This window comes from Ruegeria sp. HKCCD7181, from assembly GCF_057221055.1.
The window spans coordinates 184,103-200,605 of the sequence record NZ_JBWVBC010000004.1 but is presented as its reverse complement, the minus strand read 5'-3'; the positions used below and the strand labels follow the sequence as shown (position 1 = coordinate 200,605).

The 16,503-nt window shown below is 56.7% G+C and carries 10 protein-coding genes; 3 read left to right on the top strand and 7 right to left on the bottom strand.

Features of this window, described 5'->3' with window-relative positions; translation table 11 throughout:
* The first annotated feature begins 401 nt into the window (after positions 1–401).
* Positions 402–2,510, top strand: coding sequence for an ankyrin repeat domain-containing protein (locus tag AC2TCY_RS10090; protein WP_480847207.1), 2,109 nt, complete (start codon positions 402–404; stop codon positions 2,508–2,510).
* A gap of 718 nt (positions 2,511–3,228) precedes the next feature.
* Here the strand turns inward: AC2TCY_RS10090 and AC2TCY_RS10085 are convergent.
* The gene (locus AC2TCY_RS10085; RefSeq protein WP_480847206.1) at positions 3,229–3,489 is read right to left on the bottom strand and encodes a helix-turn-helix domain-containing protein; all 261 of its coding nucleotides are present in this window, start codon (positions 3,487–3,489) and stop codon (positions 3,229–3,231) included.
* Positions 3,490–3,733: 244 nt separating this feature from the next.
* On the opposite strand from AC2TCY_RS10085, the gene AC2TCY_RS10080 reads away from it, so the two are divergent.
* Together AC2TCY_RS10080 and AC2TCY_RS10075 are read left to right on the top strand one after the other, a co-directional pair.
* Entirely contained in the window at positions 3,734–5,497 is a 1,764-nt protein-coding gene (locus AC2TCY_RS10080) for a DUF262 domain-containing protein (RefSeq protein ID WP_480847205.1), read from the top strand.
* Positions 5,497–5,895 carry a hypothetical protein gene (locus tag AC2TCY_RS10075; RefSeq protein WP_480847204.1) on the top strand — a complete coding sequence of 133 codons (399 nt, stop codon included), beginning with the start codon at positions 5,497–5,499 and terminating at the stop codon, positions 5,893–5,895. Before AC2TCY_RS10080 ends, AC2TCY_RS10075 begins: the two co-directional genes overlap by 1 nt.
* A 508-nt stretch (positions 5,896–6,403) precedes the next feature.
* Here the strand turns inward: AC2TCY_RS10075 and AC2TCY_RS10070 are convergent.
* The 6 genes from AC2TCY_RS10070 to AC2TCY_RS10045 all read right to left on the bottom strand — a co-directional run bounded on the left by AC2TCY_RS10070 (position 6,404) and on the right by AC2TCY_RS10045 (position 16,355).
* Positions 6,404–8,419 carry a hypothetical protein gene (locus tag AC2TCY_RS10070; RefSeq protein WP_480847203.1) on the bottom strand — a complete coding sequence of 672 codons (2,016 nt, stop codon included), beginning with the start codon at positions 8,417–8,419 and terminating at the stop codon, positions 6,404–6,406.
* 107 nt (positions 8,420–8,526) lie between these two features.
* A complete protein-coding gene (locus AC2TCY_RS10065) occupies positions 8,527–11,619 on the bottom strand; it encodes a type I restriction endonuclease subunit R (protein ID WP_480847201.1) in 3,093 nt (1,030 codons plus the stop codon).
* Positions 11,619–12,770 (bottom strand): DUF4268 domain-containing protein, encoded by a 1,152-nt coding sequence (locus AC2TCY_RS10060; RefSeq protein ID WP_480847200.1) that lies wholly within the window; start codon positions 12,768–12,770, stop codon positions 11,619–11,621. The genes AC2TCY_RS10065 and AC2TCY_RS10060 overlap by 1 nt, the downstream gene beginning before the upstream one ends.
* Positions 12,770–13,522 carry a hypothetical protein gene (locus AC2TCY_RS10055; RefSeq protein ID WP_480847199.1) on the bottom strand — a complete coding sequence of 251 codons (753 nt, stop codon included), beginning with the start codon at positions 13,520–13,522 and terminating at the stop codon, positions 12,770–12,772. Before AC2TCY_RS10055 ends, AC2TCY_RS10060 begins: the two co-directional genes overlap by 1 nt.
* Positions 13,519–14,838 (bottom strand): restriction endonuclease subunit S, encoded by a 1,320-nt coding sequence (locus tag AC2TCY_RS10050; protein ID WP_480847198.1) that lies wholly within the window; start codon positions 14,836–14,838, stop codon positions 13,519–13,521. The genes AC2TCY_RS10055 and AC2TCY_RS10050 overlap by 4 nt, the downstream gene beginning before the upstream one ends.
* On the bottom strand, positions 14,835–16,355 hold the full coding sequence (locus AC2TCY_RS10045; RefSeq protein ID WP_480847197.1) for a type I restriction-modification system subunit M: 1,521 nt from the start codon (positions 16,353–16,355) through the stop codon (positions 14,835–14,837). Before AC2TCY_RS10045 ends, AC2TCY_RS10050 begins: the two co-directional genes overlap by 4 nt.
* Between the last annotated feature and the right edge of the window lie 148 nt (positions 16,356–16,503).

Below are 16,503 nucleotides of genomic sequence, written 5' to 3'. Positions count from 1 at the left end.
CCAAAACAGCTGCGGCCCGTATTCAGAGGGCTGAGGCCAAAAAGACAGGCGGTGTGGTTCGCAAAAGTAGCTTCGCGGCAAAAGCACAGTCGGTCGCAGACAAAGCTAAAAAGTAGGAACTGTGTAAGCGGCGGTGCGAGTTATTGCTCCTCCGCCTCTTTCACCTGGAAACGACTATGAAATACTGCCAAAACAAAGACATAAATCGACTGATCCGGAATGAAGTCAAGATGGGCGCTCAGTTCCGAAGTGGCCGAAAACACGGCAAATTGCTGCTATCCAACGGAGCTTTACTTGTAATCTCAAAAAGCCCAAGTGATTGGCGAGCATATAGGAACGCGTGCGCCAGGTTGCAGGCGCTCAAGAACAAAACCCAACCTATCTAAGACTAAAGATTTTCAATGACACCCATTCCTCAGCTTTCCGAAATCGTTTCCTTCATCATCAGGTGTTTTTCGCGTGTCGATCACGAAAACAACGCTGCTCTGAAGAAAATGCTGCAAAGACTAAAGCAAGATACGCCATTGTCCGTCGATGCAGCGGTAGAGCTTTTGTCGCGGCATCTTGAGGAACTGTTGGATGTGAGTCCAAACAGGGGGCAGATACTGCTTGGAGTTCAGCATTACCTGAGGGTCTACGTCAAGTTTGTTACCACTTTGGATTGTGGCGCATTGCCGGCAGAAGAAATTCGACGCGTTTTCGATCAGTATGCTGTGGCGATGTTTGCAGAAACACTCCGGCCCCGCCTAAGCAAGTATCGCGTTTATCCGACGGAGGTTTTAGGAGATCCTGAGCAGGCTATTTCAGCCGTTTGGAAATCCTACTGCAAAGGACGCGCATTTGGCGAGGTTGCCGCACTGTTTCAATCCAAAATTCCGAAGGAAGATGGCACTTGGGAAAAAAACATAAACCGCTGGATGGGCGGGCAAGGGATGAACGTCTTAACTATTCTGGAGATCACGACCAAGGTTGATTACGATTTCGGCTTGGCTCTTCTGCAGGTGAATGCCTATCAGGAGTATTGCAAGTATGCTCCGGTGACTCCATCAACTCATCGTCCGCCCTTCTTGAAAACGCCCGTAAAGATCATTCAAGATATCCGTGATTTGCACCACGGGCCGTTTTCAGACTGTGGGGCGCTTTCGAATGAAGTCCAAAAAAATACTCAAAGACTTACACAACTCATCGATCCACGCGTGCCAAAACGTGTCGGGGACGCTCAAAAGGCGATTGAGTGTATAAAGGTAATCCGGGCCGACTTGGCCGGCGAAGAACGCTTGGCTGGGTTCGGTGTCCTGGAAGGACGCCATGAAGCACAGTTGGGGAACCTCGATCGAGCCTTAGAACTTTTTGAGCACGCATCCGAGTGGTTCAAGTTTCGCAGCAGTGTGCAACTAAGAGTCAGTCTTCATCATCTGCTCAACACCTCCGCCGCGCTCGGCGAGAAACGCATAAGGAAACGGTGGATTGGATGGTGTAAAACACTTGGACTTGATGCGCTGCCGACACAATCCGCGCAACCCTTTCTGCGGGATTTTCCGCATCCTTACGTCGAAGCAGAAAAATGGCCGACAGCAAAATCCAACGATGGCAGCCTGGTCTCTCTCCCGGAATGGGTAAAATGGCAGCCGGACTTGAATCACCCGAACCGCCTGGTCAAGGGCTACGGAGCAACGCCTTCGCCTCAATTGCATGTCTCTGCCAATCTCGGTCATGTCAGCAAGGTAATGGCCCTGCTAGATGAAGGAGCCGATCCCAACAAGCTCGACCAGACATCCGGCTCAGCCCTGCTAAACGCTATACAAGGCGGCGATGACGCGTGTTTCGAAGCATTGATCAAAGTGACTTTACCTTCCACGATAAATACCAGAACCCGAGGCGGGCGATCATGCTTGCACGAGGCGATCATCGCGGGCAAAGCGGATTGGGTGAAAGCACTGCTGGAAGCCGGCGCAGATCCGGAAATCGAAGGAACAAAAGAGCAGTCGCCGTTGTATTCGGCTGTCAGCCTGTTTCTCGAAGGTAGTGCGGTTTCTCGGGCCTTTCATGATCCCGGGCTCCGACGCGCATTTCCATTGCAGTTACCTGAAATCTTGAGGCCAAGCAGCTCACCTTTCGCTGATGCTCAGGGACAATTTTTGGAAACATTCGCGGGGAAATACCCTGAACTCGAAGCTGCCTTCAAAGAGTATTTCGCAGGAAAATTCGGAGACAAGGCGAACCACCGAGAGATTGTAACAGCACTTCTGCACACGAAGGCAGAAGTTAACGCCAAGGTTCCATATGAGGGATGGACGCCGTTTCTCTATGCAGCCGAGATTGGCAACGCTTGGTTGCTCAAATTGCTGCTTGAACACGGAGCTGATGTCCAGGATCGCTTGGTCAACGGTCATACCGCGTTCACTTTGCTCACCGGGTATGGCCATCGAGAGCTGGCCAACTCCTTTTTCCGGAATGCTGACGCTCTTGATCGCATTTGGCTACGTGAGAATGGCCCGTATGCGAGATAGATTTCTAGAATGCGTCGACACCTTAAACTAGCGACACATTAGTGAAATTATTGGAAGCAGACCTGCACACAACGCGTTTTGGCTAGGCACTTGAATGGCTACCTGATCAAAAACCATTAGCTATCTAGCCATTAAACTCCGCTGGGGTTTGCCTACTGGAGGCATTCGTGTGCCTCATAAAATTGACACATCCGACCCGTTGGAAATACTCTAAACAACACCGAATGGGCTCTAGGAGGAGAACGTGAAGAAAGAATGCAATGCTCCCTCGAGCGAAGAATTATCTGCGATGCTTCGCGAATCTCTGGCTCAATCCATAGAACGCTCCAAACAGCCAGCTTGGCGCGTTGTTCTGGCGCCAATGTTGTTGGGAGCCACATTCACCCTCGGGATCATGATCTTGGTTTCATGGCTGGTAAGAACTGGATTGCTTTGAGTAAGTTGATAGGCGTGACGGAACAGAAGTATGCGCCCTTTGCGATGCTCCTGGGCTGATTCAAGTGGTCACATCACGGCAGGGAATGGCTGAGTATCACGGAAGAAACCTGTGCTCTTCTCCACAGGTATTAACGAAGTCCTAGAAACATCCACTAAATACGAAGGGGATGCGTTCTGGCGTGGCCAAGTCCCGGCGATTGGAACCTCCTATAGTTGCCCCTACGCAAAAGTGCCTATCTGTCTTGACTCGCTAGCGAGCAAAGACGCAGAGAAATTTCTCCTAATCCTGCCCGTCAACTACGCCCTCGTAGTGACGCTCAACTTCAGCCAGCAGATCTTCCATTCGAATGTCCAGCCCTCTACTGAGAGCATACAAAGCCGAAAGTGAGGGTTGGCGGCGCCCGGTCTCCAGAAACGAGATGAACCTCGCAGATACGTCCGCGCGCTCGGCAAGCTGCTCCTGTGTGAGCCGGGCCTGTTCACGCTGCTCGGAGAGCACGGCCGCAAAGGCTGCCACAAGGTTTTCATTCTGCCGGTTCATATGGATAGCCATCCCGTATGGGTTGACATGCCACCACGAACAGTTGTTCTAGTTACTCTAAAAGAACGAATTCACTACGCAGAAAATTATGAGCAGATGAACCCAGTTAAGAGATCAACGCGCGTCGGCTTGTTCTCGGAATGACCCACCCCACCACCTTCAGTCCCGCGTAATTCGAAACCCTCGCGCCATCTTCGGCGGGCGTTACCGAATTAGCACCACAGAAAATCACTTTGGAACCCCCATGAGTTACGCAACCATCACGATTGGCGACCTTCTAACAGATGTTAATACGCGGTTTTTCCTGCCCGCTTTCCAGCGGCCCTATGTATGGGGCGCGGACCAGGTGATCACCCTGATCGACTCTCTCATGAAAGGCTATCCGATCAGCTCCTTCATGTTTTGGGCTGTCAATGACGACCTGAAGCGAGAGTTGAAGATCTACAACTTCATCGAGAACTGGAAGCCGGGGATGCACAACCCAACCACGTCCTCAGACGGCCGGGACGTGACGCTGGTGCTGGATGGTCAACAACGCATCACGTCGCTGTTGATTGCTCTACGTGGCACCTTTTCGGAGAAGGCCAAGTATCAGCGACGCACAAGTGCGGATGCCTGGACGGAGAAGACCCTGTATTTGGACCTCTTGCAGGATCCAGCCGAGGATTACGAGGAAGAAGGCATGGATCTTGGTGTAAGCTACGGCTTGCGCTTCCACTCCACAGCACCGCGCAACGACTATCGCCGCCATTGGTTCCGGTTGGGTGATATTCTGAACTATCGATCGGAAGAACAACTGGCACTGCTGACCGAAAATACGCTGGCGAAACTGCACCACGGCGTCACTGCCTATGAACGGGAACTTGTCACTTCGACCCTGCAGCGGTTGCACCAGGTCATCTGGGCTGACGAGGTAATAAATTACTACACAGAGGCCAGCCCTTCTGTTGATCGCGTGCTCGACATCTTCGTGCGAGCCAACGATGGTGGGACCAAGCTGTCCAAATCCGACCTTATGATGTCATTGATTACCTCGCGCTGGGAGAACGGCTCGGCCAGAGATGCGGTGTTCGGTTTTGTCGATCACATCAACAGCGGTCTGGGCGCAGAGAACAAGATCACCAAGGATTTTGTATTGAAAGCGTGCCTCGTCCTGTGTGGCTTCGACGTGAAATACAATGTGTCCAATTTTACAACCCATTCCATTGCCCAGATCGAACAAACATGGCCATCCATCAAGGATGCGATCGAACGCACCTTCAGGTTCTTGAATGGGCTGGGGATCACAGCGGAAAAGCTGTCGTCGTTGAATGCCGTGTTGCCGATCGTGTGGTATCTGTTTCATACACCCGGCGTGACACTGCGCGGGTCCTCGGAATTCGACCGACTGAACGCTCGTGCCGCTCAGCGATGGCTTCTCAACAGCCTGTTGATGGGGGTGTTCGCCGGCACTTCTGATCGGACCATTGCTACAGCACGCACGACATTGAAGGACGCGAGCCTGACCAGTCGAAATTTCCCTGAGGAACAGCTCTATCATTCCCTGGCAATCGGCGGGCGCTTGACTCGTTTGGACGAACGCGGTGTCGAAGAACTTCTTGAGTTGAAATACAGTAAAACGAAAACCTTCCTAGCGCTGTCGCTGCTTTATGACGATCTCGACTGGGGCGGGACCATCTACCATGTTGATCACATCATTCCGAAAGCAAGAGCTGCACGGCGCGTTCTGATGGGAATGAGCCTGCCGGAACACCGCATCCGTGAAATCACTGGATCTGTCGACCTGATTGGAAACCTTCAGCTTTTACCTAGCCAGGAAAACATCGAGAAAGGCGATCTACCATTCGACTCATGGATCACGGGTCGTAGCGATGTCTACCGCAGTCGGCACCTTATCGAGCATACCCCCGACCTCTGGACTGCGGCTATGCTGCCGGAGTTCGTGCGCGGTAGGGAACGGTTGATCCGGCAGCGGTTGCTGGCGCTGACGGAACCGGAACCTTCTTGATGGACAGGGAAGAGCTGAAGCTGAAATGCCTTGAGTGCCTTGCAGCACTAGCGATAGAGCACCCGGTTGGTCACCGGGGCAAACTCGCCGCACGGTATTTGCTGCGATGTAGTGATGGCGACAGGGCCGAATTGATGTTCGAGAAAGGACCAAAGACACCAGCTAACCTATGGGTCGCACACAATCGTGTGGTCGATCTGATTGCAGAGCCTGGGCTACATTTCCAATCGTCTCCGGCTTCGGCGCTCTTCGGCACCAAGGGCTCAAACGGAAAACCCATCTACGGCCGTCATTCGGCCTTAAAATCGATGCGCGAACTGGAACATGCGGATCTGATTTGCTTCCGGATCACGTCACCGGACGATCTGGAGCGAATCTTGGATCATATTCTGGCCTGACACCGGTCATCCGCAAGTTGGTGCCTCCGCCCTAAACGCGCCGAGAGAGTTCTACGCTCTGCGTTGATCAGTGCGCCAACCGGGGTCATCTTGAACCTTTGCGTGCACCTCTTCGATTGAGCTTACCCTTGTCGGCGGAGCACACAGCCGACATTAGTTCTTGGCGCTGACATGGTAAGTTAATCGATTAGCTCCTAAGCGCACCCATTTGACATCAAATTGTCGGATTGAAGAGCGGCGAAGCGCTGATTGCACGAGGCATGAAGGGTCTGGAACTTCAGTAAACGCTTACTTCCGAGCAATAAGCCGTCCAACGCAACGGCTGCGAATTCTCATCGCCCTATTAACTAGGGAAACCTCTCTTCTTAGACACCACTCTTACATATCGCTCACCAACCATACTTCTTGTCCTCATACACACGGAGGAAACAGGCCCAAGCGTCGAAGTCACAGTCTCGAAACAAAGTGCCTAGTATGATCATCAGACCCTAGTTCGCTCCGCGCGCTCTTACTTCCAGGAAAAGCCGCCCCACCGACGCTGAAGTTCATCAAGTGCTTTCCCTACCACGTCATTCATCTCCTTCCAGCTTACCAGTCCTCGGCCTTCCAAATCATTCTTGCGGCCCATTTTCTGGCCGCCGCGCCGCCGCTCCTCACGTTCCTCGAGCGCTCGTGCGCGGTTCCTCAACTCTATCCCGTAGACCCCACGAGTCCGCATCTGGATTTGTGCGTCGTCAAGTAAGTGTCGAACGGGCTCAATCTCAGCGAGCTTGAACGAAAGAAAGGGCATGGCCAACTTCCGGAACGACGCAGACGCCAGGTCGATTACGGTGTCTAGCCCTTCCTTTTGAAGTGCGTCATCTCCGGAGATCGTAACTTCAATCCGTGCACGGCGTTCTTGATCTGGCAGGTCTTCTTTAGTTTGTTTTTCAGGGTTTCGGCGGTTGGCGATCTTGTGTTGGATACTGACCTGGGAGGCTGAATTTTCGGCGCCCTTCCAGATTGTCGAGTTCAGGTAAAGATCTCGTCCGGGACGGGTGGTCAACAAGCGCGTTCGAACGTCCGGATCGTCGAGGTCGTGATCAGAGCCGGATGTCGTTTGCTTCTCCTTCGCGAAGAAAAAGTCTGTCTTCGCATTATTGTTGGTTTCCAGATAGAACTGTCTCGCATCCGCTCTACGTGGAACAGGAAGACCGTGACGATGAAAGAGGCTGTGCTTTGCCCAATGATGGCGCTGTAGCAGACCAACCATCTTTTCTCGGAACAGAATTGCCTCTTCCGGCAATCCGCGAGTGCGCGGATAGAAGTCGACAGTGACCTCAATCAGATGAAAATTGACATCACCATCGATCCCATGGGTGCCTTGGATCACGTCGAGGATGGAGGAAAGCAATTCCGGGTCGGGATCTTGGATCAAGACTGCGAAATGGTGACCTAAAGGTTTCTTGCAGTCTAGTCGCGGAATAGAGGCGCGCCAGTCTTGCTTGTTGACGTGCTTTCTCAAGTCATGTGCGAAAACCTTTGAGCGCGTCGCCTTGAAAATCTTATCGTAAAGATAATTCGGTGCCGTCGAGGTCGTAGTGTTAACTAATATCACCATCCGGTCGATCAGCGCCTCGACCTTGTAGGTATCGCGCACGGCCATATCCGGGACCAAGACGATCTTGTCTTTCCGATCAGCGCGGACCGTGCCGCTCGGTAATGTAGAAGACACAGTAATCGGCTCGTATCGCAGGTGGGATGGCGGCAACGAGATCCCGGTGAGGTTGCGATATTCATCCTCCTGCGCAGGCGATGAGTAACGTAGCTCGATATCGAATGGCGTCAGGTCTGCCGGAACTGGTGTCAATGGTTTCGCCATCGCGGAGAACTTCGCTTCCGGTCGAGGCGTTTTTTTGCCGGTAATGGCTCTCAGCACCTTCTCAATCTCTGGCGATTTCTTGATCTGCTTGCCGCCAACCACAAAGGCACCGGACTTCATGTGCTCTAGGTAGGCGGATAGGATGCGCTTCATCGACCGTAGGCGGGTGTCGAAGAATGAGGGCTCCATCTTCTCACCGAGCAGCTTGAGCCATCGTTCGGCTAGATCGCGTTTCGTGATTTCCCGCGTGCGGCTTTCTCGTCCGGCCAGGGCGAGCTCGTGCTCACGGAGTTTCGGTCGGACGCGAAGTTCATACATGGCGACCGCGACGCACTTCACGATCACTCGCAGGTTCGGTTGCTTGCCGCCCTGCTTCGCCATCCCTGGATGCCCGTCGAGAAGCAGCCAGCGCCCAAACACCACCAGTTCAGCATATCTGTTCAGCCTCCCTGTGGTGGTAATGGCATTCGTGAGATCGGACGGTGTTTTTTTCTCCGCATCCGGGAAGCGCCGAGCCACGATGGCGTTAAGACGGAGAACGAAGCTGTCTTCTGAAATCTCGTTCGACAGAGCACCGGCCTCGAAAAGGGTCGATGCTGCAGCGAGGCGCTTCGCGCGCGGCTCGCGAATGGCACTTTCGACCAAGATGTTCGCTTTGGACATTGAAGTTCTCATCTATCAATATCGCGGCGGTCTATTCTCCCGGGCATTGGAGCTCAATCTGTGGAATCGTGCTACACCAAGCTGAGAGCCTCGTTTTTTGCAACCCGTCACATTGTTTGTGCCAGCGCCTCAGCTTGCTGGAGGACCAGTTTTACGGCGGCGGCTTGAAGGTCAGGGGGGTAGCCATACCGCCGCAGAATCCGCTTGACGGCGACGCGCATCCTTGCGCGCACATCATCGCGCTGCCACCAGTCCACACCGGAGTTCTCGCGAACCGATTTCACCAGCTCAGATGCGATCACCTTGAGCCGTTCGTTGTCCATGACCTCGACGGCGCTCTCGTTCTGCGCCAACGCGTCGTAGAAGCTCCGTTCCGCCTCCGACATATCGTCCTCGGGCTCGGCGCTCAGGTCTTTGGCCATTCCGATGAGTTCCTGGATCACTTGAAGGGCATCGACGCTGCGGTTGTGATACCTAGCGATCGCGTTCGTGAGGCGTTCCGAGAACTTCTGGTTCTGCACGACGTTGCCCCGCGTCCGCGCCTTAATCTCGCCGTTGAGAAGCTTCTTCAGGGCCTCTACGGCGAGGTTCTTGTGCTGCATGTTCTGGATCTCGATGAGAAACTCTTCAGACAGAACGCTGATATCTGGGCGGTTGAACCCGCACGCCTCGAGGATGTCCACGACCTCGGTCGAGGCGACAGCCCGGTTCAGAAGTTGCTCGATCGCGAAATCCGGTGAAGAGTTCCGCCCTCCGCCGCCCTTTACATCGAGCTTCTGCAGCGCGGACCTCACCGCCAGGAAAAAGGCCACCTCTTCGGAGTGCTCCTTGGCTTCCGACGACCCTGCCGCCAGCTTGAATGCCCTGGCGAGCGCCGCAACCGCATCCAGAAACCGCTTGCCGAAATCTTTGTGACCTTCCTGCCCATCGGCACGCGACTGGTAGAGAACATGGTTTGCCGCCGCCGGTAGAATTTCGATCCGGTCGGCAGCCGTGCCACCAAGAACCCGCGAGTAATCGAACCCATGGAACAATCCACGCGCAACGTCCAGCGCATTGAGGAAGGCCGAAGCTGCTTCCCGCTCGTCAACCCCCGTCTGGGCTTGGTCTCCTTGGGAGTAATGCGCGAGGGCCTTCTTCAGATCAGCTGCAAGACCGATATAATCGACAACGAGACCGGCAGGTTTTCCGGTGAAGACCCGGTTCACCCGAGCAATCGCCTGCATCAACCCGTGCCCCTTCATCGGTTTGTCGACGTAGAGGGTGTGCATGCAGGGCGCGTCGAAGCCGGTCAGCCACATGTCACGGACGATCACCAGCTTTAGCGGGTCACCAGTATCCTTGTATCGCTTTCTGAGGGCTTCCAGCTTCGCCTTGCTGCGAATGTGGGGCTGGAAATTCTGGGGATCGGTGGCGTTTCCGGTCATAACGACTTTCACCGCACCGGTCTCGTCGGTTTCAGAATGCCAATCGGGGCGGACGGCGACGATGCGCTCGTAGACCTCGACGCAGATACGACGGCTCATGCAGACAATCATCGCCTTGCCGTCAATGGCCTCGAACCGGGCGTCGAAATGCTCAAGGATGTCGGCGACCACCGCGTCAAGGCGGGGACCGGCACCGACCAGTTTCTCGATCTGCGACCATTTTTTGGCGGCAGCTCCTGTCTCATCCTCAGCCAGCGCCTCGGTCGCCTCATCGAATTCCTCGTCTAGACTGTCGCGCAAATCCTCCGCGATCTCCACGCGGGCCACACGTCCCTCGTAGTAGATCGGCACGGTTGCGCCGTCCTCGACCGCCTGAGCGATGTCGTAGACGTCGATATAGTCGCCGAATACCGACCGCGTGTTCGCGCCGACCAATTCCACAGGGGTGCCGGTGAATGCAACGTAGACGGCCTTGGGCAAAGCCGTGCGCAGGTGATAAGCCAGACCATGGTGCACCTCGCCGGTCTTCTGGTCCATCTTGGCCTCGAACCCGTATTGTGTCCGGTGCGCCTCGTCGACCATGACGATGACGTTGGATCGGTCCGTAAGCTCCGGGAAGTCCTGGCCGCGCTCCGGTCGGAATTTTTGGATCGTCGAGAATACGATGCCGCCGACCTGCCGGTTCAGCAGCGTCTTCAGGTCTTCGATGCTGTCCGCCTGAACCGGCGTCTCGCCAAGAAGATCTTTGCATCGACCGAACGTGGCGAAAAGCTGGTTGTCGAGGTCGTTGCGGTCAGTGAGGATCAGGATCGTCGGGTTCTCCAGGTCCGGCAGGTGCATGGCCCGACCGGCGAGAAAAGCCATCAAGAGCGACTTCCCGGAGCCCTGCGTGTGCCAGATGACACCGCCCTTGCCATCGTCGCTGCGCGCACCGAGGATCGACTCCGTGGCTTTTCGAACCGCGTGGAACTGGTGATAGCCGGCCGCCTTTTTCACTGGCCCCTTGCCCTCGTCCTCGAAGACAGTGAACCAGCGCAGCATGTCGAGTAAAACGGGCCGATTTAGAAGACCTTCGGTCAGCGTGTTAAGAGCTAGACCCTCGCGCTCCGACAGAATGGTCTTGCCGTCGACGGTCCGCCACCGCATGAACCGGTCAAGGCCGGCCGAGAGCGTGCCGTATCGTGCGTTCAGTCCGTCGGAGATCACCGAGAAGACCGTGGTCCGGAACAGGTTCGGGATATCGGCTTTGTAGGTCTCGATCTGGTTGAAGGCTGCCTCGATGTCGGCTCCCTCGGTGCCCTTCAGCTCCACCACGACCAGAGGCAGGCCATTCAGGTAAAACACGATGTCCGGGATTCGTGGGTTCCGCCCGACCATGTCGACTTGGTTGAAGGCATGCCAGGCATTGTCCTGGTCGCTCCAGTCGATTAGGCGTGCACGCCCATGTCGCTCTTCACCTTGGCTGAAGTAGGTGATTGGGACACCTCCGGTCATAAGGCCGTGAAGGCGCCGATTCTCGGCCATCAGGTCGCCGGCGAAGACTTCGTCGGTGACACGGGTCATCACCTCCTGCACCGCGCCATCTGGTAGGCTAGGATTTAGGCGCCTCACGGCCTTTTCGAACACCTTCCGCAGGACCGCCTCGTGGAAGCTACGGCGCTCCGGATCGCGCTTTTCTGGCGAGATCTCGGCACCGGAATCGGCGGCATAGCCCAGCCCGGCCAGTTTCCCCATCATCCAGTCTTCGAGGTCGGATTCCGAGTTCCAGGCCATCAGGAGCCTCCACCCGGCTTCATGCGAGCCGCCAGGTCCCGCACGGGCTCGGAGAAGATCTCGTCCATCTTCCGGTAGTGTTCGACGAGCCAGTCGATCATCTCCGGCCAGTTCTCCTTGCTGTATCCTTGGACCGGTGTCTTACAGACGACCATGCTGACCTTCTTGTCGTCGATCCGGCGCCACTCGAGTTCCTCACCGACGGTCTGCTCATACGTCTCCCTGTTCTCGGCAAGCTGGTCGAAGAGCCACTTATTCTCGTCCCGATCAGACCGGTTCAGCTGGAACTCGACGCGCAACTCATGTCGTAGGAAAATCAGTGTCAGTGTGACACCGGAGACGCCGATGCTGGAGTTTAGCCAGTGATCGCGCGACGGGGTGATGTTCTGCCATCGCTCTAAGCCGGCGCCGCGGAGTGCCTCCAGAGCCAGCTCCCAGAACTCGAGACGCGTCTGGTGGCTCCACCTCTGAGCGCCCTTGGCCGATTTCTCTTCGTTGTCCTTCTCGGCCATGCGGATCATGTAGTCGGCGGCCTCGGGCGTTGGGATCACCTGCTGAATGTCGATGAACATCTCCTCGCCGAACTTATAGGGCAGGACCTTGATGCAGCGGGCATCAATCTGGTGCTCGCGCAGCCAGAGGACCGTCGCCGTGACCTCCCGCCGGAAATTCGCGGCGATGAAAACGACGCGCTGGTTGGTGCCGTCGTTCAGCACGACCTCGTCCAGCGTGTCTTCTCCCAGGAACTCGCAGATCAGACTGACCGCGTCGCCGCCGGCTTCGCGGTCGAGATACTGCTGGAAGATGCCCACGATCTCGGCCTTCTTCAGACTCGAGCAATATGCCGCGTATTTCAGGGCCTGCCAGACGACATCGCGCCCGGAGTCGTCGAGCTTGTTCTCTATGATGACAAGCTGCCCGCTCTTGTCGAGTGCCAGCAGGTCCAACCGCTCCCTTGTGCCGTCAAACCCGTCGAACTCCTTCTGGATGATCAGAAGACCATCCTCGCCCTCGCTCATCGCCTCGCAGAGGGCGTCCGGCATGGTGGCCAGCCATTCCTGGAGATGCTCCCGTTCCCGGAACCCGACCTCGGAGAAGCTGGTGCGCTCGAGCTTGCGCAGGCGGTTGGCGGAACGGTCGATCTGGAACATTAGACCTCCACGCTTCCCGGTGTCGGAGGATCGCCGGGATCCTCACCCCGCATTTTCTGCATGAACCAGTCAACGAAGCCGCCAAGTTCGGAGGTGCCTCCTGTCAGGGCGGCGACACCAAAGCGGACAGCTTGCTTCCCGCCTTCAGCACCTGCCCCTTTGACCGCCTGCTCGATAAACATCCGGAAGAGACCCCTCTGCTCTGTCGCAGAAAGCTCTTCCTTGTGCCGCTTGAGCTCCTCTTCGACCTTCTTACGCGCGCTCTCGGGCAACACCTCGAAAACCAGAGCGAGGAACTTGTCGCCGGACAAAACGATGATCGAACTGTTGAAGGACGAGTCCACGATCCCGTAGTCTTTCTGGACCAGATCCTTGGCGAATTCCCTCAGGAAGCCATCTTCGATCTGCAGGCGCACCCGGCTTTCCTCGAAGACCTGATCCCCTTCCTCCCGGATGCGATCCTCGATAACCTTCCGTAGGCGCTTTCGGGCGCGATCTTCGTCGGCCAGATGCCGGAACGACAGCTCATCCATCATGGAGCGGATCCGGCTACGCTTGGCCCGGAGCTTCTGCGAGAGTTCGAATGCGGTCGGGGGATCTTCCCATGACCAGCCTTCAGAATGTTCAACAATCAGACGCAGCACCAGCAAGTCGATTTCACGCTTACCCATCGTCGTGAAACCATGCTCGAGATAGGCGTCGAGAAATTCTCGAGCAAATGCCTCGAGCTGCAGGTCATCGGAAACCGTCATACAAATTCCTCTATTTCTTTCTCGGCCTCGTGGATGCGGAGTTCGCCAGACATGAGGCGGGGGAGAAGGGCGTCTCGCAGGGCGGCGAGGGTTCGCGACCCTTCGCGAAGGCGCTCTTGCTGTGCGAAGGCAGGTCGCACGATCTCGTTCATCTTCTCCACGATTGCAGCCGGAGGGATGGCGGCCTCCAGGATTTCGAAGGCATCGGCGGGCAGCATGTTCACCGTCGTGCCGTTCGAGAAACCCCGCATCTCGACGCCGAGGGGAGCAATCGACAGGGCAAGGTAGACCCACTCTTTCGAAAACGGGGAGCCGGGTCTGATCTCGATCTTGTAGAGGTGCTGGCTGAAAATACCCGATGGACCGAACCAGGATGGAACAAGAGCCGCGTAGCCGATCAATTCCAGCCCAAAGCTCTGCTCCGTGTTCGCAACGATCAGGTCACCCGGACGGATTTCATGGCGCGGCTTGAATTCGCCGTTGTAGTATTTCACCCCTTCGTCCTTGTATCCGCCGCCTTCGTATATGGAGTTTAGGTTATGGAGCGGCACGCCGTCGCCCGGCCCGCAGAGATGCTTGCCCTTGTAGCTGAGCCCACGTGTCGCCTTCACATGCTGCGAGAGGGGCTCCCGCTCCCACCCCTTCGGCAGGCCGTCAGGGCCGAAGCTGTCTGGGAAGAGGGCGGCGATGGTGGGGGCCATGTGGGCGGGGGGCTGACCGAGGGCGCGGGTGTGGACGGGGTCGAAATCCACGAACCAGGACCGATAGAGCGCCCGCGCCATCTCCTCCAGCGTCGCGCTCATCCGGCGGTTCAGCTCGATCTTGTCGTCGAGGGCACCGAGGATCGAGAGAACCTTGTCCTGCTCTGCGATATCAGGGAGGACAATTGGCATCTTCTTGGCGGCGCCGACATTGAAGTGCTGTTGGACAGCGCCGACGAGATGCGAGGCGACATGCTCCGAGGCGATCGTGTTGACCCAGTAGGCCAGGAAACGAGGTCGGATCTCTGGCCCGCATCGGACGATGACCAAGTCAGAACAATTGGCTACCGGTAGGTCTTCGGGAATCACGGCGCATGTGCCGGGTTTCCCTGTGCGAACAATCACAACGTCACCGGGTTTAAGAGCCGATTTCCTAAGACGCCCATGAAACTCGGGCGAAATGTGCCGGATATCTTCTCGGGAGATTCGGTGAGGCAGAATATTCAGGGACCGCAGGAACGGGATGCCATCCTTGAGGTATTCGTCGGCCATTGAGCCAACATGGCCGACGGTCACCTCTCGCGCGACATCTTCGAGCAAGACTTCCCGGGTCATTGAAGCTTCTCGAGCTGCGTCGAAATCTGCTGTTCCAGCCGCCGCCCCTCGGCGAACTGCGCCCGAAGTTCCGCCGTCAGGCGGTCGAACTTCTCCTCGAAGGGTTCGCCATCTTCCTTGGCCGCGCCGGCACCGACATAGCGGCCCGGAGTCAGGACGAAGTTGTGCTTCGCGATCTCCTCCATGGAGGCCGCCTTGCAAAACCCCGGCTCGTCGGCATAGGCGCCAGCATCCGGCTCTCCGCGCCAGGCGTGGTAGGCGGTGGCAATGCGCGCGATCTCCTCGTGCGACAGCTCCTTCTGTTTGCGCGAGCCTGACACCAGAGCGCCCATCTTGCGGGCGTCGATGAATAGCACCTCGCCACGCCGGTCGCGCAGCTTGGCGTCCTTGGCCACGCCGTTCGACTTATCCTTGGCCAAGATCCAGATGCAGGCTGGGATTTGGGTGCCGTAGAAGAGCTGCCCCGGCAAGGCGATCATGGCGTCCACTGCCTCGGCCTCAACCATGGCGCGGCGGATGTCACCCTCGCCCGAGGACATGGACGACATGGAGCCGTTGGCCATGACCATGCCAGCGATGCCGGTGCTACCCAGCTTGTCGTAGATGTGCTGCATCCAGGCGAAGTTGGCGTTGCCGACCGGGGGCGTGCCATATTTCCAGCGCCGGTCTTCGGACAGGAGGTCGCCGGACCAGTCGGAGATGTTGAACGGCGGGTTCGCCATGACAAAGTCAAACTTCTCGTCCGGGAAGGCGTCGCGCAGCAGCGTGCCCTCGGCGTTCCACTGGATGTTCGCAACGATGCCCCGAATGGCGAGGTTCATTCGAGCGAGGCCGTATGTGGTGTGGTTCCGTTCCTGCCCATAAACGGCCAGATCGGCGCGGCGGCCGGCGTGCTTCTCCATGAAGCGCTCAGACTGGACCATGAAAGAGCCGGAGCCGCAGCAGGGCTCATACAGCCGCCCCTTCAAAGGTTCGATCATGTCGACGATGAGATCGACGACCGGTTTTGGGGTATGGAAGTCGCCGCCACGCTTGCCCTCGTTGCTGGCGAATTCAGAAATGAAATACTCGTAGATGCGCCCGATCAGGTCAAAGTCCTTTGGGGTGCTGTCGAACTCGATGTTTGAGAAGAGGTCAATCAGGCCAGTGACGATGGTCGGATCGAGTGCTTCGCGCCCGAAGACCTTAGGGAGTGCACCCTTGAGCTGCTCGTTGTCGGCCTCAATGGCGCGCATGGCGTTGTCAACCTTGACACCGATGCCTTTGTCCTTGGCGTTCGCGGCCAGCGTGCTCCAGCGCGCGGCCTCGGGCACCCAGAAGATGCCGTCGGCCAGGTATTCATCGACATCCTCTGCGACCTCTGCGCCCTCAGGTATTAGTTCGTCATACTTCCGCTGAAAGGCCACGCCGATGTAGCGCAGGAAGAGCAGGCCAAGGGCCACGTGTTTGTATTCGCCCGGATCCATGGAGCCGCGCATCTTGTCGGCTGCCGCAAAAAGCGTCTTCTCGATTGTCACTTGCTGTCCTCACCGGCATCTGAGTGCCGTTTGCTACCATTTTCCCGCACTATCGACCACAACTCGCGTCGAGATCAACCGCAGTTTAGGGAACTCTGGCATAGGCTGGGATGAGCTTGGATTGAAACGGCCCGAAGCGGTCATCCGC